Annotated in this window: 18 protein-coding genes; 3 read left to right on the top strand and 15 right to left on the bottom strand. The window is 72.1% G+C overall.

The window, feature by feature from the left end; genetic code table 11:
- Positions 1-41: 41 nt before the first annotated feature.
- A complete protein-coding gene (locus tag ACIP67_RS31750; protein WP_401696359.1) occupies positions 42-1,256 on the bottom strand; it encodes a helix-turn-helix transcriptional regulator in 1,215 nt (404 codons plus the stop codon).
- A 553-nt stretch (positions 1,257-1,809) separates the two neighbouring features.
- Between ACIP67_RS31750 and ACIP67_RS31745 the strand changes: the two genes are divergently transcribed.
- Positions 1,810-2,013 carry a hypothetical protein gene (locus ACIP67_RS31745; RefSeq protein WP_401696461.1) on the top strand — a complete coding sequence of 68 codons (204 nt, stop codon included), beginning with the start codon at positions 1,810-1,812 and terminating at the stop codon, positions 2,011-2,013.
- Positions 2,014-2,224: 211 nt separating this feature from the next.
- Here the strand turns inward: ACIP67_RS31745 and ACIP67_RS31740 are convergent, their stop codons facing one another.
- From ACIP67_RS31740 to ACIP67_RS31675, 14 genes are all read right to left on the bottom strand, one after another.
- Complete coding sequence (locus ACIP67_RS31740; protein WP_401696358.1) at positions 2,225-3,508, bottom strand: thymidine phosphorylase; 1,284 nt, start codon at positions 3,506-3,508, stop codon at positions 2,225-2,227.
- Between the two features lie 104 nt (positions 3,509-3,612).
- Positions 3,613-4,011 carry a cytidine deaminase gene (locus tag ACIP67_RS31735; RefSeq protein ID WP_401696357.1) on the bottom strand — a complete coding sequence of 133 codons (399 nt, stop codon included), beginning with the start codon at positions 4,009-4,011 and terminating at the stop codon, positions 3,613-3,615.
- Positions 4,008-5,270 carry an ABC transporter permease gene (locus ACIP67_RS31730; protein WP_401696356.1) on the bottom strand — a complete coding sequence of 421 codons (1,263 nt, stop codon included), beginning with the start codon at positions 5,268-5,270 and terminating at the stop codon, positions 4,008-4,010. Before ACIP67_RS31730 ends, ACIP67_RS31735 begins: the two co-directional genes overlap by 4 nt.
- On the bottom strand, positions 5,270-6,394 hold the full coding sequence (locus ACIP67_RS31725) for an ABC transporter permease (protein WP_401696354.1): 1,125 nt from the start codon (positions 6,392-6,394) through the stop codon (positions 5,270-5,272). Before ACIP67_RS31725 ends, ACIP67_RS31730 begins: the two co-directional genes overlap by 1 nt.
- A complete protein-coding gene (locus ACIP67_RS31720) occupies positions 6,391-8,004 on the bottom strand; it encodes an ABC transporter ATP-binding protein (protein ID WP_401696460.1) in 1,614 nt (537 codons plus the stop codon). The genes ACIP67_RS31725 and ACIP67_RS31720 overlap by 4 nt, the downstream gene beginning before the upstream one ends.
- A 274-nt stretch (positions 8,005-8,278) precedes the next feature.
- Positions 8,279-9,331 carry a BMP family protein gene (locus ACIP67_RS31715; RefSeq protein WP_401696353.1) on the bottom strand — a complete coding sequence of 351 codons (1,053 nt, stop codon included), beginning with the start codon at positions 9,329-9,331 and terminating at the stop codon, positions 8,279-8,281.
- 236 nt (positions 9,332-9,567) lie between these two features.
- Positions 9,568-10,632 carry a BMP family protein gene (locus tag ACIP67_RS31710; RefSeq protein ID WP_401696459.1) on the bottom strand — a complete coding sequence of 355 codons (1,065 nt, stop codon included), beginning with the start codon at positions 10,630-10,632 and terminating at the stop codon, positions 9,568-9,570.
- A gap of 283 nt (positions 10,633-10,915) precedes the next feature.
- Positions 10,916-12,148 carry an amidohydrolase gene (locus tag ACIP67_RS31705; protein WP_401696457.1) on the bottom strand — a complete coding sequence of 411 codons (1,233 nt, stop codon included), beginning with the start codon at positions 12,146-12,148 and terminating at the stop codon, positions 10,916-10,918.
- Positions 12,149-12,684: 536 nt separating this feature from the next.
- Positions 12,685-13,965: a hypothetical protein gene (locus ACIP67_RS31700; protein WP_401696351.1), complete on the bottom strand. Its 1,281-nt coding sequence runs from the start codon at positions 13,963-13,965 to the stop codon at positions 12,685-12,687.
- Between the two features lies 1 nt (position 13,966).
- On the bottom strand, positions 13,967-16,036 hold the full coding sequence (locus ACIP67_RS31695; protein ID WP_401696350.1) for a tetratricopeptide repeat protein: 2,070 nt from the start codon (positions 16,034-16,036) through the stop codon (positions 13,967-13,969).
- Between the two features lie 246 nt (positions 16,037-16,282).
- Entirely contained in the window at positions 16,283-17,371 is a 1,089-nt protein-coding gene (locus tag ACIP67_RS31690; RefSeq protein ID WP_401696349.1) for a hypothetical protein, read from the bottom strand.
- 68 nt (positions 17,372-17,439) lie between these two features.
- Positions 17,440-18,378: an N-acetylneuraminate synthase family protein gene (locus ACIP67_RS31685; protein ID WP_401696348.1), complete on the bottom strand. Its 939-nt coding sequence runs from the start codon at positions 18,376-18,378 to the stop codon at positions 17,440-17,442.
- Positions 18,379-18,391: 13 nt separating this feature from the next.
- Positions 18,392-19,801, bottom strand: a complete 1,410-nt coding sequence (locus tag ACIP67_RS31680; protein ID WP_401696347.1) for a cytidylyltransferase domain-containing protein — start codon at positions 19,799-19,801, stop codon at positions 18,392-18,394.
- 127 nt (positions 19,802-19,928) lie between these two features.
- Positions 19,929-21,278 (bottom strand): DUF6716 putative glycosyltransferase, encoded by a 1,350-nt coding sequence (locus ACIP67_RS31675; RefSeq protein ID WP_401696346.1) that lies wholly within the window; start codon positions 21,276-21,278, stop codon positions 19,929-19,931.
- Between the two features lie 198 nt (positions 21,279-21,476).
- On the opposite strand from ACIP67_RS31675, the gene ACIP67_RS31670 reads away from it, so the two are divergent.
- Together ACIP67_RS31670 and ACIP67_RS31665 are read left to right on the top strand one after the other, a co-directional pair.
- On the top strand, positions 21,477-22,523 hold the full coding sequence (locus tag ACIP67_RS31670) for a glycosyltransferase family 2 protein (RefSeq protein WP_401696345.1): 1,047 nt from the start codon (positions 21,477-21,479) through the stop codon (positions 22,521-22,523).
- Entirely contained in the window at positions 22,523-23,857 is a 1,335-nt protein-coding gene (locus tag ACIP67_RS31665) for an alpha-2,8-polysialyltransferase family protein (protein ID WP_401696344.1), read from the top strand. The genes ACIP67_RS31670 and ACIP67_RS31665 overlap by 1 nt, the downstream gene beginning before the upstream one ends.
- The last annotated feature ends 66 nt before the right edge of the window (positions 23,858-23,923 follow it).

The raw sequence follows: 23,923 nt of genomic DNA, 5'->3' as shown, positions 1-23,923 counted from the left end.
GACAGGTCGGCCGACTGCATAGCCGATCTCAGTGCGCCCTCTTAGGCGCCGATAACCTTCAAACCCTTGTACGTCTCGCGCAAGTCGGATGCTTCCGGTAGTTGCCTAGCCTCAACCACCTTGACAACCTCCAGCGCCCGCCAATGGTTCGAGGGAACCACCCGACCACTCAGTATGGCCCTCTGGGCGGAGTCGCAGGCTTCATCAAGGCGGTTGTCCGTAAGGAGGACAAGTGCCAGATCAATGTTGGCAGAAGCCACCCGACGGGGCCATTTGCTGATGTCGTCTGAGGGGCTGAGTCGCGCGATCACTTCACGCGCGTACGGCTCCGCAGCCACGTCGCCCAACCACGCGAGAGTTGTTGCCGTATACGCGAGGCACTTTGCCGGATCATATTGGTAGTGGTGCTCTGTCGGATGCTCAGGGGTTCCAAGCTTGGCAGCCATTTTCTGCACCCGGTCGATAGCCGCGTATGTCTCTGCCCCGTGGCCAAGTCTTGCGCGTGCGCGGCCTTCCTGGGCGGTTGCCTGAATGAGGGCGGAGGTACCTCGCGGGGCAACGTTTTGAGCGGCTAGGGACAACTCCAGTGCGCGCACATAGTCACCGTCCGTGAGAACACGCCACGCGTCGGTTTCGAAGCACCATGCTTCGAGTTCAGGATGTTCCGCCTGTCGGGCAAGGGATACCGCGGCTTGTAGTCTGGCCGCTGCCGCATGCTCCTGTTTCAGGTCGATATGGAGCGTGGCACCGAGCAGTGACAACCAACCGCCTACGACCAACAGACGCCGATGTTCCGAAAGCGTCTTACGGGCGTCGAGCAGCTTCATGACGTAGGTGGAATGTTGCCGTACGCGTTCCAACAGTCGCGCCGGAGGGGTTGTCGGGTAAGCAGTCGCCAACTGATCAAAGGCGCGCTCTAGGCGGGTCAGTGTCTCGGACCCCACATCGCTTGCCTGCACGCGTCGAGACAACTCCCAAGCGGCCACTTCATCATCGGTGGCCGGTGCGCCGGGGATGGCCCAACTGGGCGCCACGACAACGGGCAGAACGTCTGCTGCAAGTGCTTCCTCAAGCTCTCTGGAGGTGAGTCGTAAGAGCTTTGCCATCTTCGGCCGTTGATGCGGTTGCGGGTCAACTTCCCCGCGTTCCCAGCGCTGCACCGTGGTGCGGTCGACGCTCAGGGCGTCCGCGAACTGCTCTTGTGTGTAGCCGCTCGACTTCCGACGCTGGGCCAGACGTTGCCGCTTCACTGCCATACCCGTACTCCGTCCGGGATGCCGTCTCCGCTGGTCAGAGTAGCGCGTGCAGCCTTCCTGCCGCCCAGATGCGGCATTTCTGCCGTGGTGCGACCTGTGGGCGGCGCGGAAGTGTGGCCCAGACGCAAGGACCCCCGCAGCCGCGCGAACGGCCCGGGGGCATGGCCCACGCTGACTAGGAGCGTCGACAGTCCATGCTTATCACGCAGCTACTCGAATGGGTGAGAGTGGTCCTGTTCGGATCGCGCACCCCCGGCAGGCACAGGCGCCTTGCCATGCACCCCGTGACACTCCCTGCCCCCTCGCACCGTCTGTCGCCGGACGTCTGGGGCGCCCGGTTGGTCACCGTGCGCAGGCTCCGCGCGAAGAAGCGCCCAACGCCCCCGCGGTCGTTCTGCCATGTGGAGGCAGAGGAAGCCTGGGAGCCCACGGGCGCCCTTGTCCGGCCCTATGTCGCGCACCTGGGCGCCTCGCCCAGGAACAACCGCGCAGATGACCAGGCAACGCCCTGGGCAGGCCCCTGGGCGCACCCCTGGGGGGATGTCCGGTGACGATGACGATCGCGGTCTATCGGATCGATCCGCGGACCGGCGTCCGCACCCAGGTACGGCCGTTGCGGACCGTCGAGCCTCCGGACGTACCCGAACTCTTCGGCAGGTTTCCGCCCTGCGCCTGCCCGCGGTGCCGGGCGGGGACGGACGCGAGGCTGCGCGCCCAGGTGGCGGAGGTCAACAGGCGGAGCCGGGAGGCACTGTGACGCGCTCGGTCGTCACAACGGCTGAATGGACGCTGGGGCCGGAACCGGCAAGGGCGCCCCGCAGGCCGTCTGCTCCGCACTGTGCATGACGTGCAGGGCAGAGGCACCGGCATCGGACAACTCCCCTGCGTGTCCCGGTGCCCGCGTCCGGTACGGGCAGCGCCCCGACTGCGGAAGCAAGGGCCGCAGTCGGGGCGCATCGCTTCCAGCGTCAGGCGATCCGCTCCAGTACCACCGGGGACGCCTCGTACGGCGTCCCCGCGGCGGCGATGTCGTAGGAGCCCGCGATCGCCTCCAGGGCGTACGCGAAGCGTTCGGGGGTGTCGGTGTGCAGGGTCAGCAGGGGCTGGCCCGCGGTGACCGGGGTGCCGGGCTTGGCGTGGAGTTCGACGCCGGCGGCCGCCTGGACCGGGTTCTCCTTGCGGGCGCGGCCGGCGCCCAGGCGCCAGGCGGCGATGCCGATGTCGTAGGCGTCGAGGCGGGTGAGCACGCCCGAGGCGGGGGCCGTGACGACGTGCTGTTCCCGTGAGGTGGGGAGGGGGGCGTCCGGGTCGCCGCCCTGGGCGGCGATCATGCGGCGCCAGACGTCCATCGCGGAGCCGTCGGCGAGGGCCTTCGCCGGGTCGGCGCCCGTCACGCCGGCCGCGTCGAGCATCTCGCGGGCCAGGGCGATCGTCAGCTCGACGACGTCGGCGGGGCCGCCGCCCGCCAGGACCTCCACCGACTCGCGGACCTCCAGGGCGTTGCCCGCGGTCAGGCCGAGCGGGGTCGACATGTCGGTCAGCAGGGCGACCGTCCGCACACCGTGGTCGGTGCCCAGGCCCACCATCGTCGATGCCAGCTCACGGGCGTCCTCGATCGTCTTCATGAAGGCGCCGGAGCCGACCTTGACGTCCAGGACGAGCGAGCCGGTGCCCTCGGCGATCTTCTTCGACATGATCGAGGAGGCGATCAGCGGGATCGCCTCGACGGTGCCGGTGACGTCCCGCAGGGCGTACAGCTTCTTGTCGGCGGGGGCCAGGCCGTCGCCCGCCGCGCAGATCACCGCGCCGGTGGTGTCGAGGACGTGCAGCATCTCCTGGTTGGAGAGCAGGGCGCGCCAGCCGGGGATCGACTCCAGCTTGTCCAGGGTGCCGCCGGTGTGGCCGAGGCCGCGGCCGGAGAGCTGCGGGACGGCCGCGCCGCAGGCGGCGACCAGCGGGGCCAGCGGCAGGGTGATCTTGTCGCCGACGCCGCCCGTGGAGTGCTTGTCGGCGGTGGGGCGGGACAGGGAGGAGAAGTCCATGCGCTCGCCGGAGGCGATCATCGCGGCCGTCCAGCGGGCGATCTCCCGGCGGTTCATCCCGTTGAGCAGGATCGCCATGGCGAGCGACGACATCTGCTCGTCGGCGACCTCGCCGCGGGTGTACGCGTCGATGACCCAGTCGATCTGCTCGTCGCTGAGTTCACCGCGGTCCCGCTTGGTGCGGATGACGGAGATGGCGTCCATGGCCATGGCTTTCCTTCCGGTGGTGCACAAGACGTCTGAAGGGGGAGACGTGCGGGACGTGCGCGGCCCCCCCCACCCGGGTCGAGCGAGTCGGAGGGGCCGCCGTGGAGTTACTTGAGGTGGTCGGGGCCGAAGGCCTGCGGGAGCATCTCCGCCAGCGGCAGGATCCCGGCCGGCGTCTCCAGCAGCAGCTCGGGACCGCCGAACTCGTACAGCAGCTGCCGGCAGCGGCCGCACGGGACGAGGATCTCGCCCCGGCCGTCCACGCAGGTGAAGTGCGTGAGCCGGCCGCCGCCGGTGCGCTGGAGCTCGGAGACCAGCCCGCACTCGGCGCACAGGCCGATGCCGTAGGAGGCGTTCTCGACGTTGCAGCCGGAGACCGTGCGGCCGTCGTCGACCAGGGCCGCGACCCCGACCGGGTAGCCCGAGTAGGGGGCGTAGGCGTGGCGCATGGCCTCCCGGGCCAGCTCCCGCAGGGCGTCCCAGTCGACAGCGGCGGCCGGGGTCACTTGCCCTGCCCCTTCCGGTACGGCAGGCCGTCCGCCTTGGGCATGCGCAGGCGTTGGGCGGACAGCGACAGCACCAGCAGGGTGACGAGGTACGGGGCGGCGGAGACGACCTGGCGCGGGACCTCGTCCACGCTGGCGTACCAGAGGAACATCACCGCCGAGATCACCAGGGTGACGACGGCGGAGACGTACTTCTTCTGCCAGGCCAGGTAGGCCGCGCCGAACACCAGCAGGATCGCCAGCAGCAGGATCAGCGCGTGGACGTTGGTGGTGCCGCCGCGCAGGTTGAGGCTGTCGGTGTAGCCGAACAGGCCGGCGCCGAGGGCGAGGCCGCCCGGCATCCAGTTGCCGAAGATCATCGCGGCGAGGCCGATGTAGCCGCGGCCCGCGGTCTGGCCGTCGAGGTACACGTTGGACGCGACGATCGACAGGAAGGCGCCGCCGAGGCCGGCGAAGCCGCCCGAGACGATCACGGCGATGTACTTGTACTTGTAGACGTTCACGCCGAGGGACTCGGCCGCGACCGGGTTCTCGCCGCAGGAGCGCAGGCGCAGACCGAAGGCGGTGCGCCACAGCACGTACCAGGTGGCCGGGACGAGGGCGACCGCGACGACGGTGAGCGGCGAGAGGTTGGTGACCAGGCCGCCGACCAGGCCCGCGAGGTCGGAGACCAGGAACCAGTGCTTCTCGTTCAGGGTCTCCAGCCAGGACGACAGGCCGGGGATGTCGAAGGTGCCGAGGGAGTCGATCGGCGGGGACTGCTTGGAGGAGCCCTGCGGGACGTCCTCGAAGGTGAACTTCGACAGGTAGCGGGTGGTGCCCAGGGCCAGGATGTTCAGGGCCACACCGGAGACGATGTGGTTGACGTTGAAGGTGACGGTGGCGACGGCGTGCAGGACGGCGCCGAGCGCGCCGCCGATGATGCCGAAGGCGACACCGGTCCACGGGCCCCACTGGTAGCCGGCCCAGGCGCCGAACCAGGTGCCGAGGATCATCATGCCCTCGAGGCCGATGTTGACGACGCCCGCGCGCTCGGCCCACAGGCCGCCGAGGCCGGCCAGGCCGATCGGGACGGCCAGGCGCAGGGCGGTGGACATCTGGCCGGTCGAGGTGATGCCGTCCGCGCCGCTGATCAGGCGGACGATCGAGGTGAGGACCAGCACGCCCGCGATGACCAGCAGGAGTACCGGGAGAGACATGCGGCGGCCGCCCTTGCCGGGCTGCTTCGCCTGCGGCTTGGCGATGGTCGCGGTGGACATCAGGCCGCCACCTCCTTCTTGGCGTTGTTGTCGGCGGCCTGGGCGGCGAGCTCGGCGCCGACCCGCTTCTGCTGGCGGCGCAGCCCCCACTGGCGTACGGCCTCGTAGGAGATGACGACCGCGAAGACGATCAGGCCCTGCATGATCGTGGCGATCTCCTTCTCGTACGCGACCGGGGTGGCGTAGTCGAGGGCGGGGGACGTCTTCTCCAAAAAGGCCCACAGCAGGGCGGCCAGGGCGATGCCGCCCGGGTTGTTGCGGCCGAGCAGGGCGATGCCGATGGCGGTGAAGCCGAGGCCGGCCGGGAAGCTGAGGCTGTAGGTGTGGGCGTCGCCGAGCAGCAGCGGCAGGCCGGACAGGCCGGCGACCGCGCCGGAGATCAGCATCGCGGTGAGGACCATGCGCTTGGCGTTGACGCCGGAGGCGGCGGCCGCCGTCTCGGAGGCGCCGGTGGCGCGCAGGTCGAAGCCGAAGCGGGTGCGGTTGAGGACGATCCAGTAGCCGATGCCGAGGGCGGCGGCGAGGAAGACCAGGCCGTAGATCTCGCCGACGTCCGGGCCCAGGTCGATGCCGGGCACCCAGCCGGACTCCTTCATCTCGCCGGTGGTGACGTTGTCGCCGACCAGGACGCCGAAGTTGTCGCGGAGGGTCAGGTAGCCGATGAAGCTGGTGGCGATGGCGTTGAGCATGATCGTCGCGACGACCTCGCTGACGCCCCGGGTGACCTTCAGGACGCCCGCGATGCCCGCCCAGAACGCGCCGGTGAGCGCGCCGACCAGCAGCAGCAGCGGGATCTGGAGGAAGGACGGGAGCGCCACGTGCGCACCGACCACCGCGGTCATCATGGCGGCGAGGCGGTACTGGCCGTCGACGCCGATGTTGAACAGGTTCATCCGGAAGCCGAGGGCGACCGCGAGGGCGGCGATGTAGTACAGCGACGCCTGGTTGACGATCAGAACCTGGATGTCGGAGAAGGGGATCTGCTCCAGCATCAGCCGGTACGGCTCGAAGGGGTTCTTGCCGGAGGCGATCAGCACGACCGACGTCAGCAGGATCGCCGAGACCAGCGCGATGGCCGGGCCGGCCACCGCGAGGAGCAGCCGCTCCTTGTCGAACTTCTTCATCGGGCCTCGTCCTTAGGGGCGGCTTCTTCTTCGACGTGCTCGAGGTGCCCGGACGCGGCGCCGGTCATGGCCGAACCCAGTTCCTCCGGGGTGATGGTCGCGGGGTCCGCGTCGGCGACCAGCCTGCCGTCGTAGATCACGCGCAGGGTGTCCGACAGGCCGATGAGCTCGTCGAGGTCGGCGGAGATCAGCAGTACGGCCAGTCCCTCGCGGCGGGCCTCGCGGATGCGGTCCCAGATCTGCGCCTGCGCGCCGACGTCCACACCGCGGGTGGGGTGGGCGGCGATCAGGAACTTCGGGCCGTGGCTCATCTCGCGGCCGACGATCAGCTTCTGCTGGTTGCCGCCGGAGAGGGAGGCGGCGGTGACGTCGATGCCGGGGGTGCGGACGTCGTACTCCTCGACGATCCGGCGGGTGTCGGCCTGGGCGCCCTTGGGGCTCAGCCAGAAGCCCTTGGCGTTGGGGGTCTCGGTGACGTGGCCGAGGATGCGGTTCTCCCAGAGGGGGGCCTCCAGGAGCAGGCCCTGGCGGTGGCGGTCCTCGGGGACGTAGCCGACGCCGGACTCGCGGCGCTTGCGGGTGGGCCAGCCGGTGATGTCCTCGCCGAGGAAGGCGATGGTGCCGGAGTCGGCGTGCCGGGTGCCGATCAGCGCGTCGATCAGCTCGGTCTGGCCGTTGCCCTCGACGCCGGCGATGCCCATGACCTCGCCGGCGTGGATGGTGAAGGTGACGTCGTCGAGGACGCGCTTGACGTCGCCGCCGCCCGCGAACTCGGTGAGGCCCTCGCCCGCGGGCTCCTCCTCCCAGCCGACGGAGGCACCGCCGGCGGCGTGGACGGTCAGGTTCTCCACCGTGATGACGGGCCGGTCGGTGACCGTGGACTCGGCGGTCTGAGGGGTGGGCAGCTCGCTGCCGACCATCATCTCGGCGAGCTGGCGCGGGGTGGTCGCGGAGGGGACCGCGGTGCCGACGGTGGTGCCGCGGCGGATGACGGTGATGTCGTCGGCGACGGACAGCACCTCGCCCAGCTTGTGGGAGATGAAGATGACGGAGAGGCCCTCGGACTTCAGCTCGCGCAGGTTGGCGAAGAGCGCCTCGACCTCCTGCGGGACGAGGACGGCGGTCGGCTCGTCGAGGATGAGGGTGCGGGCGCCGCGGTAGAGGACCTTGAGGATCTCCACGCGCTGGCGGTCGGCGACGCCGAGGTCCTCGACCAGGGCGTCGGGGCGGACGCCCAGGCCGTAGCGGTCGGAGATCTCCTTGATCTTCCTGCGGGCGCCGCCGCCGATGCCGTACAGCTTCTCGCTGCCGAGCACCACGTTCTCCAGGACGGTCAGGTTGTCCGCGAGCATGAAGTGCTGGTGGACCATGCCGATGCCGCGCGAGATCGCGTCGGCGGGGCTGCCGAAGCTCACCTGCTCGCCGTCGACCGCAATGGTGCCTTCGTCCGGCTTCTGCATGCCGTAGAGGATCTTCATCAGGGTCGACTTGCCCGCGCCGTTCTCACCGACCAGGGCGTGCACGGTCCCCTTGCGGACGGTCAGGTGGATGTCGTGGTTGGCGACGACACCGGGGAATCGCTTGGTGATGCCCGCGAGCTCCACCGCGATGGTCGACGGGGCGGTGGGCGGAGGGCTGCTGGACGCGTCGATGGCGCACTCTCCTCGGGAAAGGGGCCTCTCTACGCGCGTAGCGCCCCTGCATTGAATAGTGCCCGGATCTGATCGACTCGTTGGAGCCGATCTGTTCCGAGCATTCTGCCGCGCGAACGGGGCACCGGGAGGTCATGTTCCCAGGGCCCCGTTCCGTGGCCGTAACGCTGTCATCACAGCGCCCTTTTGGCCATGCCTTCGACAAGCCCTCGACAGGCCTGCGACACGGTCGTCAGGAGGTCTTCACCGTGATGGTGCCGGCCTTGATGGCCTCCGCGGCCTTGGTGACGGCGTCCTGGATCGTCTTGTCCGAGGAGAACGTCGGGTTGGAGGAGGCCAGGCTGACACCGCCGTTGGAGAGGCTGCCGCGGACCACGCCGGACTGCGGCTTGCCGTCCTTCACGGACTTCGCCAGGTCGTAGACCGCGCCCTCGACGTTCTTCATGGCGGAGGTCAGGATCGAGGACTTGTACGCCTTCAGCGCGTCCTGCTGGTACTGGTCGGAGTCGACGCCGATCGCCCAGATCTTGGCGGCGCTGGCGGCCTTGATGACACCCTGGCCGGACAGGCCGGCGGCCGCGTAGACGATGTCCGCGCCGGCGTCGATCTGGCCCTCGGCGGCGCTCTGGCCCTTGTCGGGGCTGGAGAAGCCGCCCTCGGCGGCGGTCTCGGTCAGGTACTGCTCCTTGACCGTGACGCCCTTCTTGGTGTCCTGGACGCCCTGCTTGAAGCCGGCCCCGAACTTGTGGATCAGCGGGACGTCGACACCGCCGACGAAGCCGACCACGTTCGACTTGGTGGCCTTGGCGGCGGCGACGCCGGCCAGGTAGGAGGCCTGCTCCTCGCTGAAGACGAGGTCGGCGACGTTGTCGGCCTTGACCTGCTCGTCGTCGACGATGCCGAAGGTGGTGTCCGGGAACTTCGCGGCGGCTTCCTTGACGGCGGGCGCGTAGGCGTAGCCGACGCCGACCACCGGGTTGTAGCCCTGCTTGGCCAGGGTCTCCAGGCGCTGCACCTTGTCCGCGTCCGACTCGCCGTCCTGCGGCTCCACGGCGGTGGACGTGTAGCCGAACTCCTTGTCGGCCTTCTCCATGCCCGAGGTGGCGGCGTCGTTGAAGGACTGGTCGCCCTTGCCGCCGACGTCGTACGCGAGGGCGAGGCCCAGGTTCTTGTCGTCGCCGGAGGAGGCGGCGGACGACGTGGACGAGCTTCCGCAGGCGGAAACGGTGACGGCGAGGGCTGCGGTGGCAACACCCGCAACAGCGATACGGGACACCCGGCGCATGGAACGAGACTCCTTCGTGCAAGCGCCCAAACCAGGCGCTGGTTCCGCCGCAGCGTAACGCGCGTAGACCGGACGGAAAAACCCTTCTGTCCGGTCCGTTATCGAGCTGTGGCCACAGTTACTGTCCAGACTACGGACAGCTGAGCGCCCCTTGCCGTGGGCAAGGGGCGCTCAGCTGCGAGGACGCCGGCAGAGGCGTATCAGGGGCCGGACGGAGGTCCGGGTGGGCGGAAGCGCTACTTGGTGTTGACGGTGACCTTGCCGTCGACGATGTCCTGCTTGGCCGCGTTCACGGCGGCGACGACCTCGGTCATGGCCTGGTACTTGGGGTTGGAGTCGGCGAAGCCGACGCCGTCGTTGGAGAGGCTGCCGCGGACCACGCCGGACAGGGGCTTGCCGTCGTGGACGGACTTGGCGAGGTCGTAGACCGCGCCGCCGACGTTCTTCAGGGCGGAGCCGAGGATGTAGTCCTTGTAGTTGGCGAGCGAGCTCTGGTTGTACTGGTCGGAGTCGACGCCGATGGCCCACACCTTCTTGGCGGCGGCCTCGGAGATCACGCCCTGGCCGGAGAGGCCGGCCGCGTGGTAGATGACGTCGGCACCGGCGTCGATCTGGCCGCTCGCGCCCGCCTTGCCCTTGTCGGGGCTGGAGAAGCCGCCCTCCTGGGGGGTCTCCGTCAGGTACTGCGACTCGATCTTGATGGCCGGGTCGACGGACTTGGCGCCCTGGACGTAGCCGGCCTCGAACTTGTGGATCAGCGGGATGTCCACACCGCCGATGAAGCCGATGTGGCCCGCCTTGGACGCCTTGGCGGCGGCGACGCCGGCCAGGTAGGAGGCCTGCTCCTCGTGGAAGACCAGGTCGGCGACGTTCTTCGCCAGGACGGTCTCGTCGTCGATGATCCCGAAGGTGGTGTCGGGGAACTTCGCGGCGACCTCCTTGACGGCCGGCGCGTAGATGTAGCCGACGCCGATCACCGGGTCGTAGCCGGCCTGGGCGAGCTGGGTGAGGCGCTGTACCTTGTCCGCGTCCGACTCGCCGTCCTGCGGCTCGACGTCGCGGCCGCCCATCTTGAATTCCTTGTCGGCCTTCTGGAAGCCCGCGTAGGCGGCGTCGTTGAACGACTGGTCGCCCTTGCCGCCGATGTCGTAGGCGAGGCCGATGCCCTTGCCGGAGTAGGTGCCGGACTCCTTGTCGTCGGCGGCCTTGGAGCCGGTGCTGGACTCGCCGCAGCCGGCGGCCGCGAGCGCGACGACCGCGACGGTCACCGCGGCCCGGGAGAACCCGGTCCTCCGAGATATGAGACGCACAGCAGCCACCCCTTCATCCCCACGGCGCCGTCACCGGCCCGCTCGTCCCCAATGTGACGCCTGCGGCGCGGCTCCCCGACGGGCCGTTCCGGCTGGCGATTCCGGCGCACAGTAACGCGCGTAGAAGGGGAGGGGAACGGGGTTCCTCGCGGCCGTTATCGATTCGTGCCGACCGTGCGTTACGGGCGGCCTCCGCCGGTTACGGCGGGGTGACGCGAGCGGACGAAGGGGCGCCTTTCCGGCGCCCCTCCGGTCGGTACGGCGGCCGGCGCGCTCAGTTCACGCGGGTCGCCGCGTCGAGCAGCGCGGCGGCGGTGAACAGCTCCACACCGACCTTGATCGAGAGCTCGTCGGCGTCGAAGTCGCCCTGGTGCAGGTCGCGGACGGTGCGCTCGCCGGGGGTGCGGACGCCGAGGCGGGCCATGGCGCCGGGCACGCGCTCCAGGTACCAGGAGAAGTCCTCGCCGCCGAGGCTCTGCTCGGTGCTCTCGACGGTCTCCTCGCCGTGCCGGGCGAGCATCGCGTCCCGCAGGAGGGCGGTGACGCCGGGCTCGTTGACGACCGGGGGGACCCCGCGGACGTAGTTGATCTCGGACTTGGCGCGGTGCAGGTTGGCGACCTCGTCGATCGCGGCGACCACGAGGTCGGGGGCCTGGCGCCAGGCCTCGATGTCCAGGCAGCGCACGGTGCCGGACAGCTCGGCGTGCTGCGGGATGACGTTCGGGGCGTGGCCGCAGTCGATCCGGCCCCAGGTCACCGCGAGGCCGGCCCGGGTGTCGACCCGGCGGCCGACGAGCGCGGGGACGTCGGTGACGACCCGGGCGGCGGCGGTGACGAGGTCGGTGGTCAGGTGGGGGCGGGCGGTGTGGCCGCCGGGCCCGTCGAGGGCGATCTCCAGCCGGTCGCAGGCGGAGGTGATGGCCCCCTCCCGCAGTCCGATCAGACCGGCGTCGACGCGCGGGTCGCAGTGCACGGCGATGATCCGGCCCACGCCGTCCAGCGCGCCGTCCTCGATGGCGTCGGCGGCGCCGCCCGGCAGCACCTCCTCGGCGGGCTGGAAGATCAGCCGCACCGGGCGCGGGAGCCGGCCCTGACGGTGCAGGTCGGCGAGGACGAGGCCGGCGCCGAGGACGACGGTGGTGTGCACGTCGTGGCCGCAGGCGTGCGCGCGGTCGGGCACGGTGGAGCGGTAGGAGCACTCCGTCTTGGTGTCCGGGATGGGCAGCGCGTCGATGTCGGCGCGCATCGCCAGGACGGGGACGCCGTCGTCCGCCCAGTCGCCGATGTCACAGATGAGCCCGGTGCCGCTGGACAGGACGCGCGGCTTCAGGCCCGCCTTCTCCAGACGCTCCTTGATCGCTGCGGTCGTGCGGAACTCCTGGTTGCCGAGCTCCGGGTGCATGTGCATGTCGCGGCGGAAGGCGACGAGCTCGGCGCGCAGGGATTCCGGAAGGGTGCCGGGGAGCGCGTCTTCCCCGGCGGAATCGGCCTCGGGCTCTCGGGACATCAGTTGCTTCACCCTCTGAAGGGTAGGACGCCGAGGCGGTCAACTGACCCGATCAACAAAACTTCAACCCATTCGGTGAAGAAAAGTTGGCCGCGCGGCGCATGGCTGTCATTCGAGATGGGTAAACTCGGCCGACTTCGCCCGAGTGATCATGACATCGTCACCCATCTCACTCTTTTCTCCCTCCACGGATACCACGGCCCACGCGAACCACGCCCCGGTTGTCCAACTGCCGGAACCCACGTCGCGGTCCGCGTACCGGTTCCGGCACGCGGAGGTACCGGCTCCGGGCGTCTCCGTGACCCCGGGCGGCGGTTCGTCCGGGGGGTTCGGCCGTTGGGAGGACGGCCGGCGCGGGCCGGAGGACGGACGCGCGGGCCGGCGGAGGCGGGACGCGCGGGGCCCGGGGGCGGGACGCGCGGGGCCCGGGGGCGGGACGCGCGGGGCCCGGAGGCGGGACGCGCGGGGCCCGGAGGCGGGAGCGGGGTGTGTCGGCTCATGACGGGTCATGGCGGCTCATGACGGGTCATGGCAGGTCATGGCGGGTCATGCGGTGGGGATGTCCGCCACCAGTCCGGTCTGGCGAAGAGGCGTCGGCGGAACGCGCGGGGCGCGGTCTCCGCCGCGGGCACAGGCTCCGCCGCGTCCGCCGCGGGCGCCGCGTCCGCCACGGGCGCCGCGTCCGCCACGGGCGCCGCGTCCGCCACGGGCGCCGCGGGCACAGGCTCCGCCGCGGGCGCGGGTCCGACCGCGGGCGCGGGTCCCCCGGCGGCCGGGGCTCCGGCGGACGCCCGGTCCCCGGGAGGCTCGGGCGCCGGTCGCGGCGCGGCGGCCGGCATCGCCGGGCCGGGGGCGGGTCCCCGGTCCGACGGCGCTGCCCCCGTGGCCGCCCGCGGACCGCGTATCCGTTCCTCATGGGCCGCGCGGCGTTCCAGGAGGAGAGTGACGTACTCCTCGATGGAGACGTCGCGGTCCTGGCGCAGTCCGTTGGCGGCGCCCCGGATGTTGCGCGGCACCCCGGCGCACAGGTCCACCAGCCGGGCCAGCGCCTCGGGCTCCCGGGCCGGGCGGCTCTCCCCCTCCACGCCCAGGTGCAGCAGCGACTCGACCAGACGCAGGGCGTGCTCCGTGGACAGGGGCCGCAGCGGCAGCTGGTGGGCGTCGAGGTCGACGAGATCGGTGAGGCCGCCGCGGGAGGTGACCAGAACGCGGTGATGGGCCATCCCCGGGCGCAGGCGTTCGATCTGGCCGGCGGTCCGCGCGTGGTCGAGCACGAGGAGCGCGGGGCCCGGCCGCTGGGCGAGGCAGGTCTGGTAATGGCCGTCCCAGGCGGCGGGGATTCCGGAGAGTTCCTGGTCACCGACGCCCAGGGCGCTGAGCAGGACCCGCAGGGCCTCGTGGTCGGACAGCGGTTGCGTACCCGCGCGGTGCAGGTCGAGGTAGAACGTGCCGCCGGGGAACATGTCCCGGGCGACGGCCCGATGGGCGGCGTGCACGGCGAGGGCCGACTTGCCCATCCCGTCGTCCCCGGACACCACGCACACGGGCGGATGCGGGTACGCCGGGTCCCTGGGCGGGTTCGCCGGGTCGAGGAGCCGCAGCAGCTGCTCCGCCTCGTCGTCGCGGCCGACGAAGACCGTGGGCGTGCCGGGCAGCGACGAGGAGGCCTCGCGCGGGGCCCGTGGGTGGTAGTGCTCCTCCCGGGCGTTGAGGGTGTCGATGCGGGCACCCCGGAAGTCCTGGTGGTCGCCGCGGTAGGCGCTGCCCCCGGACGGACCGTCCGCCCGGCCCGGGTCTCCGGGTTCCCCCGCCGCCATCTCAGTGGGCGCCTTCGGCCTGGCGCCGCGCCTCCGCCGCCTCGGCGGAGGCGCCGGCCCGGTCGTAGGCTTCGGCGGCTCCCGACCAGTACCCGCGGGCCGCGTCCCGGTCGGCGGCGGCGAGGGAGAGGGCGAGGTTGTGGAGGGAGTTGCCCTCCCCGTAGGCGTTGCCGGTGTTGCGGTGGAGGTCGGCCGCCCTCCGGAAGGCGGCGACGGCCTCGTCGAAGCGGCCGGTCGACTGGAGGGTGATCCCCAGATTGTTCAGGACGTCGCCCTGGCCGGCCGCGTGGCCGATCTCCTCGAAGGAGTTCATGGCCCGGGCGAACGCCGATACCGCCTCGTCCGCCCGCCCGGTGTCGCGCAGGGCGATACCGAGGTTGTTCCAGACGGCGGCCTCACGGACGGTGTCGCCCGCCTGCCGGTAGCCGAGCAGGGCCCGGGTGAAGGCGTCGACCGCCTCGGACGTCCGTCCCGTGTCGTGGAGTACGGCGCCGAGGCGGTCCGAGCTGACCGCCTCGCCCTCCGCGTCGCCGAGGCTCCGGAAGAGGTCGCGTGCCCGGTCGAGGGCCTCGACCGCCTCCTCCGTCCGGCCCGCGTGCGACAGGGCGAACCCCAGTCCCAGGCAGGCGTGGGCCTCGCCGCCGCGTTCGCCGGACCGCCGCGTGGCGTCCAGCGCGATACGCCCCAGGACCAGCGCATCCTCGGTGTGGCCCTCCGAGGCCAGGTACGGCAGCAGGGTCAGCGCCAGGACCGCACCTGGTTCGGCATACCGCTCGTCCCGCGCCCACTCGGCCGCCGCGATCAGGTTGGGGCGTTCCTCCCGCAGCCAGCTCAGGGCCTCCTCACGGTCGGCGAAGCCGCCGTGGCCGGCTTCCGGCCGGTCGGCCGGCCAGTGCAGGGGAGCCTCGACGCGGTCCTGGTAGAAGGCGAGGAGGCGGCACCTGGCGCGATGCGCCTCCTCGTCTCCCGCCGGTATCAGCCCGAGTAGGTAGTCGCGCAGGAGGTTGTGGAGCCGCCAGCGGCTGTCCTCGGGGCGCGGGCCGGAAACCCGCACGACGAGGGCGTGCACCGCCAGTTCCTCGAGGAGGGCCGTCGTCTCGGCGACGGACTGGGCGGCCAGGACGGCGACCGCGTCGGCGCCGGTCTCATGGGTGGGGGCCAGGGCCAGCATGCGCAGCGTACGCGCGGGCCCGGGCGGCAGACGCCGGTAGGAAGAGGCGAAGACGTGCCGCGACTGCTCCGCGACGACCGCGTTCCCGGCGTCGTGCAACTCCTCCACCAGCGAGGCGACGGTACGCCCGGGACTGCGCCCGAGTTGCGCGGCCGCCAGGGCCAGGGCCAGCGGCAGACCGCCGCACAGATCGGCGAGCGTGGCCAGGGCCTCCGGCTCGCGGGCGAGGCGGGGGTCGTCGGGGTCGCGGATGCGCAGCGCGCGGACGAGGAGGTCGACCGCGTCGTCGGGTGGCAGGGGGCCCAGGTCGAGCAGGCGGGCCTCCAGCTCCGCGAGCCGGTGGCGTGAGGTGACGATGACCCGGTGGCGGTCCGTGCCCGGCAGCAGCGGCAGGATCTGACCGGGCCGGGAGGCGTTGTCGAGGATGAGCAGCACCGGATCGGTGCGCTGGGCGAGCAGGGTCCGGTAGAGCGCGAACTGCGCGGACGGGGTGGGCGGCAGCTGCGGCCCGGGAACGCCGAGCGCGCTCAGCAGTGCCACGACGGCCTGGTCGGGGCCGACCGGGTCGTCGTAGCCGCGGAGATCGACGAAGAGGGCGCCGCCGGGGAACCAGCCCCGCTTCAGGGCCTCGTGCCCGGCGCGCAGCGCGAGGGCGGTCTTGCCGATGCCGCCGAGCCCGGACACCGAACAGATGAGGACGGGCGTCCGCCCGGCCGCGTCGGGCGCCAGGACGGCGAGCAGCCGGTCCAGGGTCTCGTGCCGGCCGGTGAATCCCGCCGGAGGCGCGGGAAGGGAGGAGGCCGCCACCGGGACGGAGCCATGGGCGTTCGACACCGAGCCGGCGTCCGACGCGACGCTGAAATTGTTGAAGTCGAACTGCCCGCCCGCTGGTTCGCTCATCGGCCGCCCCCCTTGGCTTTCGCCATCGTAGGGCCGTGACCGCGGCGGCCGGGCCCGATCGGCGATGCCCCTGACCGCCCTGCGCAGCCACGCTCCACGCCTGTGGCCACGCCGTGCGCCACGCCACGCACGCCCACACCACACGCCGTGCGCCACGCCAGGCACGCCCCACGCCGTGCGCCACGCCGCACGCCGTGCGCCACGCCACGCACGCCCCACGCCGTGCGCCGCGCCGCACGCCGTGCGCTAGGCCACGCTCACCGTCGCCAGCCGGTCCACCCCCCGGGCCGTTCCCGTCACGCCGGAGAGGAAGCCGTGGGCGCGGGGGGAGGCGTGGGCGGTGAGCCAGGTGGGGTCGATGTCGCAGACGGCGACGCGGACGCCGGTGCCGGCCAGGGCGAGGGGGAGGGTGTGGACGACGGTGGAGGGGAAGCTGAGGACGGTGCTGCCGATGGGGCCCCGGCGGGCGATCAGTTCGAGGGGGAGCTCCGGGCGGACGACCTCCAAGCCGGTCTCCCCGGCCAGCCGGTGGAGCTTGTCGGCGCTCTCGCGGCGGTGGGCGAAGTAGCGGGTGGCGCCGTGTGCCCGGGAGAGGGCGCCGACGGCGTGCAGGTAGCGGTCGCCGTCCACGACGCCCGTCTCGACGAGGGAGGTGCCGACCAGGTCCGCGCCCCTCGTGACGCGGGGCGGGCCGAAGCGGGCGCGGGTCCAGGCGAAGGTGTGGGGGGTGACCGTGACGTCGGCGGGGGCCTCGGTCACCGGCATGGAGGTGAAGACCTCCACCCGCCGGTCCGCGCGCGGTGTCAGGCGGCGCCGGGCGGAGGCGGACACCGGGGCGAAGAGCAGGTCGCGGGGCCCGGGAGTGCCGCCCTTGCGGTGCCAGCGCACCAGGCGTTCGCCGCGGGCGAGCTGTCCGACGAACTCCATGGTGGCCGTGCCGTCGTCGACGACGACCAGGTCGGCGGCCCGGGTGATGGTCAGCAGGAGCTGGACGTAGCGGGAGAAGGGGTCCCCCATGACGACCCGGCGTGCCCCGCGCAGCAGGGGGGCGAGGCCGCCGATGGTGCGGAAGGGGGCCGTGGTGCCACCGCGGGCCTCCTCCCAGCGGACCTCGTGGCCCTCCTCGCGGGCCAGCTCGGCCATGCGGCGCAGCTGGCCGCGGGTCATCGGGTCGGTCGGGGACAGGACGACGAGGGTGAGCCCCACGCCGGGTTCCTCCTGGGGGTGGAGTGCCTGGGCGTGCGCCCACTCCAGGACGTTCAGGAGCTGCACCGGGCTCTCGACGAACGCGAGGGTGTGGGGGGTGGTGCCGGTGGACCCGGCGCGAGGGCTCATCGTCGTACGACCGTCCCGTAGGGCACTGGTGGCGGTGGTCGGAGGGGGGTCCGGGGTCGGGGTCCGGGTCAGACCGCGACGGGCTCGCCGGCCGCCGCGGCGATCTCCGCCTCGGCGACGACGCCGGTGACGCGGCGCAGCTTCTTCATCGGGCCGAGCTCGGAGTCGTAGACCTTCTTGACGCCGTCTCCGAGGGAGGCCTCGATGGTGCGGATGTCGCGGACGAGGCGGGTGAGGCCCTGCGGTTCGACGGAGGCGGCCTGGTCGGAGCCCCACATGGCGCGGTCGAGGGTGATGTGGCGCTCGACGAAGCCGGCGCCGAGGGCGACGGCGGCGAGGGTGGTCTGCAGGCCGGTCTCGTGGCCGGAGTAGCCGATCGGGACGTTCGGGTACTCGGCCTGGAGGGTGTTGATGACGCGGAGGTTGAGCTCCTCGGCCTTCGCCGGGTAGGTCGAGGTGGCGTGGCAGAGCAGGATGTTGTCGCTGCCGAGGACCTCGACGGCGTGGCGGATCTGCTTCGGGGTGGACATGCCGGTGGAGAGGATCACCGTGCGGCCGGTGGCGCGCAGGGCGCGCAGCAGCTCGTCGTCGGTGAGGGAGGCGGAGGCCACCTTGTGGGCGGGGACGTCGAACTTCTCCAGGAAGGCGACGGCCTCGGTGTCCCACGGGGAGGCGAACCAGTCGATCCCCTTCTCCTTGCAGTACTCGTCGATCTGCCGGTACTCGTCCTCGCCGAACTCCACGCGGTGGCGGTAGTCGATGTACGTCATCCGGCCCCAGGGGGTGTCGCGCTCGATGTCCCACTGGTCGCGCGGGGTGCAGATCTCCGGGGTGCGCTTCTGGAACTTGACGGCGTCGCAGCCGGCCTCGGCGGCCACGTCGATGAGCTTGAGGGCGTTGTCCAGCTCGCCGTTGTGGTTGATGCCGATCTCGCCGCAGATGTACACGGGCTGCCCCGGGCCGGCGGTGCGCGAGCCGAACTGGCGGAGGCGGGAGTTGGTGCTCATGTCAGGAAGTTCCTTACTGGGTGACGGGGTCGAGAGAGTCGAGAGAGGGTCCGAGGATCCAGCCGGCGATCTCCCGGATCGCGCCGTCGCCACCGGCGAGGGTGGTGACCGCGCGTGCGGCGCCGCGTACGACGTCGTGGGCGCTCGCGACCGCCACGGGCCAGCCCACGAGGGCGAAGCACGGGAGGTCGTTGACGTCGTTGCCGACGTAGAGCACGCGCTCCGGCGCGATGCCCTGCTCCTCGCACCACTGCTTGAGGGCGAGGTCCTTGCGGTCGATGCCGTGCAGCACCGGCAGCCTCAGCTTCCGGGCGCGGGCGGCGACGACCGGGTTCTGTTCCGTGGACAGGATGAGCAGCTTCAGTCCGCTGCGGCGCAGGGCGGCGATGCCCAGGCCGTCCCCGCGGTGCACGGAGACGAGCTCCCGTCCGTCGGAGTCGATCAGCACCCGGTCGTCGGTCTGGGTGCCGTCGAAGTCGAGGACGACCGCGTCGATGTCGTCGGCGGTCGGAAGGGCGCCGGGCAGGTCCGCGTCGAGGAGGGGCGCGAGGGCGCGGGCCCGGGCCAGGTCGTGCGGGTCGTCGATCTCCAGCACGCGGGCGGGGTCGGTGCGGACCAGGTCGGTGCGGCCGAAGAAGCGGTGGCCGTGCTCGCGGAAGCCGGCCGCGTCCATCGCGTAGGCGGCGCCGGTCTCCAGGAAGTCCTGGGGGCGGTCCTGGCGGCGGGGGCGGTAGGACTTGTCGTGGTTGACGCCGTGGCCGCCGGTGCCGTTCCGCGCGTCCCCCGACGCGCGCTCCGCGGCCCTCGGCGCCTCCTCCCCGACCCCCGGCGCGCGCTCCGCGACCCTCGGCGCGCTCTCCCCGACCCCCGGCACGCTCTCCGCGACCCTCGGCGCGTCCTCCCCGACCCCCGGCGCGCTCTCCACGGCCCTCGACTCGCCGGCGTCGCTCGGCGTGTCCTCCGCGTCCCGCCACACGAACCCGTGGAAGGGGGCGACGGTCACCGCCGTGTCCGCTCCGTTCTCGACGACGGCCGCGGCGACCCCATCGACGTCCTCACGGACCAGGAACGGGCTGGTGCACTGCACGAGCAGCACCACGTCGACGGCCGCGCCGTGCAGGGCCTCGTGGGCGTCCAGGGCGTGCCGGACGGCGGCCTCGGAGGTGGCGGTGTCGCCGGCGATGGCGGCGGGCCGCAGCACGACCTCGGCGCCGGCCTCGCGTGCCGCCGCCGCGATGGCCCGGTCGTCCGTGGAGACCACGACGTCCGTGACCAGGCGGGCGGCCCGGCACTCGCGCACGGCCCGCACCACCAGCGGCACACCGCCGACGGCGGCGAGGTTCTTCGCGGGGACGCCCTTGGAGCCGCCGCGCGCCGGGATCACGGCGAGCACCCGGCGTACCCCGGCCTGGGAGTGGGACATGGGCTGGACTCCTTGACGTGGAAGCGGGACTCCCCGGCGGGAGGGGCGGTGGTTCACGACGCCCCCCGTGCTCCCCGCCCGGCAGCCCGGCGGTGCGGCGGTACGGCGGTCTCCGGGCGGTGGGCGTTCACAGCTCCCCCATGCGCCGGATGACGGGTGCCACGCGCTGGACGCCGTGCCGGTAGGCGCCGCGGGCCGCGCGGCGGACGATCTGGCGGACCGGTCCGGGGGCCCGGTCGCCGGCCGGGGCGTTGGGCAGGGGACTGCCGTCGGCGGCGAGGTGGTGGCGGGCGAGGATGCCGGGGAGGTAGCCGGGGGCGGTGGCGGGGGTGTAGTAGGGGGTGAGCGGCGGGAGGCCGCCGGGCCGGGCGAGGAGGTCGGTGATGCGGGCGCGGGCGGTGTCGTAGGCCCGGTCGTACCCGCCGTCGGCGGCGACGCCCTGTCGGGCCACCCAGTCCTCGTCGGGGGTGGGGCGGTGGCCGGCGTCGAGCTGGTCCCAGGAGGCGAGGCAGCCGGAGCCGACGAAGTGGTGGTTGCCGAGCGCCTCGCGGATCCCGAGGTCGGTGAGGATCGCGGTGGGGACGCGGCGGTGGAGGGATTCGAGGGCGGCGGTGGAGCTGACCGTGACCAGCAGGTCGGTGCGGTCGAGAACCTCGCCCATGTTGCCGTACACCAGGCGGAAGTTGGACGGCGCGTCGAGCTTCTGCGCCAGCTTCTGGTAGGGCAGTTCCTCGATGTGGGTGGTGTGTTCGCCCGGCCGGGAGCGCAGCTTGAGGAGCACTTCGCGGTCGGGGTGGAGCCGGGCGTGCCGGATGAGCCGTTCCAGCAGGTAGGTGCGGTCCCTGCGGTTCTCCGGCACGGAGGGCTGGGCGGCGAAGACCACCGTGCGGGTGTCGGGTCCGCCCGGGTGGGCGGCGCCCCCGAGGAACGGCAGGGCGACCTCGGTCACCGAGGAGGCGTCGGCGCCCACGCCCTCGTACACCGCGCGGAAACGTTCCGCGTCCTGGCGGGAGTTGGCGAGGACGAGGTCGGCGCCGTGCCGCAGCAGCAGACCGTCGGCGAGCTTCTCGTAGACGACGCCGACGTAGCCGGTGACGACGACGGGCCGCTCGCTCGTGCCCTCCGTGATCCGCTTCAGCCCGTGCAGGACCGCCTGGACGCCGCCGCCGACGAGGGCGAGGACGAGGACGTCGTACCGCTCCCGCGCCATGGCGCGCAGGAACTCGACGGCGGTGACCTCGTGCAGGGAGTCGGCGCGCACGCCCACCTCGGCCAGCTGCCGGGGGGTGGGGGTGGCGCGGCCGCGCAGGAGGAAACCGTCGAGAACGGGGGCGGCTTGCGCCGCGTCCGGGGATCCGGCTTCGATGGCCGGGCCGCCGGGCGCGATCCGGGCCGCGGTCGCCGCACCCCATTTCCAGCGGGTGTCGGAGTCCGCGAGCACGGCGATCCGCAGGGGGTTCGAAGTACGTGGTGGCACGTCGAAGACGCTAGGAAGCGAAATCCAGGTCCGGCCCAACCTCGACTCAACAGGAAGTTAACAACGCCCCACCGGTCACCGAACTGGCCCGTCGATTCATGGGAATTACATGGGGTGCACCGTTCCGTCACACCGATTTCATCGCCCGTACCCGCGCCGGAAATACTCGCTGTCCGGCGCGCTCCTAGGCTTTCGCGGGTGCCAAAGCTCTCCGTGATCGTGCCGTTCTACAACGTGCAGCAATACGCCCCGGACACCCTCAGAAGCCTTCGGACGAACGCCCGTCCGGACTTCGAATTCGTCCTGGTGGACGACCATTCGAAGGACGGAACCCCGGCCATTCTCGAACGGGCGGCCGAGGGGTTGTCGGCGGTCGCCCGGGTGCGCCTGATCCGCCACGCGGAGAACGGGGGACTCGCCACCGCCCGCAATACCGGCCTGGACGCCGCGCAGGGCGAGTACGTGACGTTCCTGGACGGCGACGACTGGCTCGCGCGCGGCTATCTGGACGAGCTGGTCACCGCGATCGAGGAACTGGGCTGCGACTTCGTGCGCGTCGACCACGTGCAGGCCACCGGGCGCGCCCGCACGCTCGTCCGGCACCCGCTCGGGCGGCGCGGGGAGGTGCTCCGGCCGCGCGAGGCGATCCTGCCCGCCGACCGCACCACGTCCGTGGACTACGCCTACGCCTGGGCCGGCGCCTACCACCGCCGGCTGCTCGACAAGGGCCTGCTGCACTTCACCGACGGGCTGCGCACCGCCGAGGACCGGCCGTGGATCTGGAAGCTGCACCGGGAGGCGGAGTCGTTCGCGGTGCTGAACCTGCACGGCGTCTTCTACCGCCGCGGGGTCGCCTCCTCCCTCACCCAGATCGGTGACGTCCGGCAGCTCGACTTCATCCGCGCCTTCGACCAGGTCGTCGACGAGACCGCGCGGGACCCCGACGCGGACCGGCTGCTGCCCAAGGCGGTGCGCACCTACTGCGCGATCATCGCCCACCACCTCGCCGAGACCGAGAAGTTCGAGCCGGCCGTGGCCCGGCAGCTGCGCACGATGAGCGCGGCGGCCATACAGCGCATGCCCCAGGAGCTGCTCACCGACGTCCTGGACCGCATGGACCTGCGCCGCTCCGCGAAGCTGCGCCGTCTGCGCCGCAAGATCACCTCCCAGAAGACCGGCCCGTCGAAGACCGGCACGTCCAAGCCCGAGGCTTCGAAGACCGGCACATCCGAGGCGGCCGCCTGATGACCCGTACGACCCAGATCCTGTGCGCCTCCACCCTCTACGGCGCCGCCACCCTGGCCGCCGCCCTGGACTCCGGGAGCCTGTCGCCCGCGGACCGGCGGCTGCTGCTGGTGTGCAACAACGCGACGACCCCGGAGACCACCCCGGCCGTCGACGAGATGCCCGGCTTTGAGCCGCTGCGGGACCGCTTCGACGCGGTGCTGTCCTGGAACGCGGCGATCAGCCCCTTCCACCCCGGCGCCTGGTCGCCCCGCCCCGACGACGTGCCCCTCTTCGAGCGGTACCTGCGCCTGCTGTGGGGGCTGGACGAGGACCGGGTGGAGATCGTCCTGGAGTCGATCCAGGTCGACCCGGCGCAGGCCATCGCCCAGATCTTCACGGGCGCGCCCGTCGACGTGTACGCCGACGGACTGATGAGCTACGGCCCCACCCGCAACAAGATCGACCCGCTGATCGGCACCCGCGTGCGGCGGCTGCTCCACCTGGACCTGGTGCCGGGTCTGACGCCGCTGCTGCTCACCGAGTTCGCGGTGCCCGCGCGGACCGTGCCGGTGAGCGCGTTCCTGAAGGTGCTCGGCCAGGTCGGCGAGGCGGTGCCCGCGCTGCCGGCGCTGCCCGACGGCAGCGCGCTGCTGCTGGGCCAGTACCTGTCCGCGCTGGGCATCCTCTCCCCGGACGAGGAGGAGGACCTGCACGTGCGGATGATGCGCGGGGCGGTCGCCCGCGGCCACCGCGCGATCGTGTTCAAGCCGCACCCCACCGCGCCGGCCCGCTACAGCCGCGTCCTGGAGGCGGAGGCCGCCACGCTGGGCGTGGAGCTGACCGTGCTGGAGACGCCGGTCCTCGCCGAAGTGCTGTTCGAGCGGGCGCGACCCGCGCTCGTCGTGGGCTGCTTCTCCACGGCCCTGTTCACCGCGCGGGCGTTCTACGGCCTGCCGGTCGCCCGGATCGGCACCGGGCCGCTGCTGGAGCGTCTGTCGCCGTTCCAGAACAGCAACCGGATCCCGGCCGTGCTGGCGGACGCCCTGCTGCCGGACCTGGAGGACCGGGAGGGCGAGCAGCCGCTCGACGCCGACTCGGTGGGCGACCTCGTCGCCGCGGTCGGCTTCGTGATGCAGCCGACGATGCACCCCGGCCTGCGCCCGGCCGCCGAGGAGTACCTGCGCACCCGGCTCGGCCCGCGCACCCAGCGGTACGTCCGCCGCAAGCGGCTGACCTCACTGGGACTGCCGGGCGGCATTCCGGAACGGCTGTCGTTCCTGCCCCGCAACGCCACCGCCCGCCGCGTGGTACGCCGGGCACGGGCACTGCGGAAGGCGGTGCGGCGGGCCTAGATGTCGTTTCCTCCCGATGTCTCATCGCGAAAGAAGCGTTTGATCACGTGGTGTCGGATCGCGTCG

This window comes from Streptomyces sp. NPDC088812 (assembly GCF_044750285.1).
Taxonomy (GTDB): Bacteria; Actinomycetota; Actinomycetes; order Streptomycetales; family Streptomycetaceae; genus Streptomyces.
Note: the sequence above shows the minus strand (reverse complement) of the source record. Positions and strands in the feature narration are given on the sequence as shown.

Excerpts from the sequence above, each read along its gene's own strand:
- ACIP67_RS31750 (WP_401696359.1), bottom strand. The coding sequence starts at position 1,256 with ATGGCAGTGAAGCGGCAACGTCTGGCCCAGCGTCGGAAGTCGAGCGGC.
- ACIP67_RS31745 (WP_401696461.1), top strand. The coding sequence starts at position 1,810 with ATGACGATCGCGGTCTATCGGATCGATCCGCGGACCGGCGTCCGCACC.
- ACIP67_RS31740 (WP_401696358.1), bottom strand. The coding sequence starts at position 3,508 with ATGGCCATGGACGCCATCTCCGTCATCCGCACCAAGCGGGACCGCGGT.
- ACIP67_RS31730 (WP_401696356.1), bottom strand. The coding sequence starts at position 5,270 with ATGTCCACCGCGACCATCGCCAAGCCGCAGGCGAAGCAGCCCGGCAAG.
- ACIP67_RS31725 (WP_401696354.1), bottom strand. The coding sequence starts at position 6,394 with ATGAAGAAGTTCGACAAGGAGCGGCTGCTCCTCGCGGTGGCCGGCCCG.
- ACIP67_RS31715 (WP_401696353.1), bottom strand. The coding sequence starts at position 9,331 with ATGCGCCGGGTGTCCCGTATCGCTGTTGCGGGTGTTGCCACCGCAGCC.
- ACIP67_RS31705 (WP_401696457.1), bottom strand. The coding sequence starts at position 12,148 with ATGTCCCGAGAGCCCGAGGCCGATTCCGCCGGGGAAGACGCGCTCCCC.
- ACIP67_RS31700 (WP_401696351.1), bottom strand. The coding sequence starts at position 13,965 with ATGGCGGCGGGGGAACCCGGAGACCCGGGCCGGGCGGACGGTCCGTCC.
- ACIP67_RS31695 (WP_401696350.1), bottom strand. The coding sequence starts at position 16,036 with ATGAGCGAACCAGCGGGCGGGCAGTTCGACTTCAACAATTTCAGCGTC.
- ACIP67_RS31690 (WP_401696349.1), bottom strand. The coding sequence starts at position 17,371 with ATGAGCCCTCGCGCCGGGTCCACCGGCACCACCCCCCACACCCTCGCG.
- ACIP67_RS31685 (WP_401696348.1), bottom strand. The coding sequence starts at position 18,378 with ATGAGCACCAACTCCCGCCTCCGCCAGTTCGGCTCGCGCACCGCCGGC.
- ACIP67_RS31680 (WP_401696347.1), bottom strand. The coding sequence starts at position 19,801 with ATGTCCCACTCCCAGGCCGGGGTACGCCGGGTGCTCGCCGTGATCCCG.
- ACIP67_RS31665 (WP_401696344.1), top strand. The coding sequence starts at position 22,523 with ATGACCCGTACGACCCAGATCCTGTGCGCCTCCACCCTCTACGGCGCC.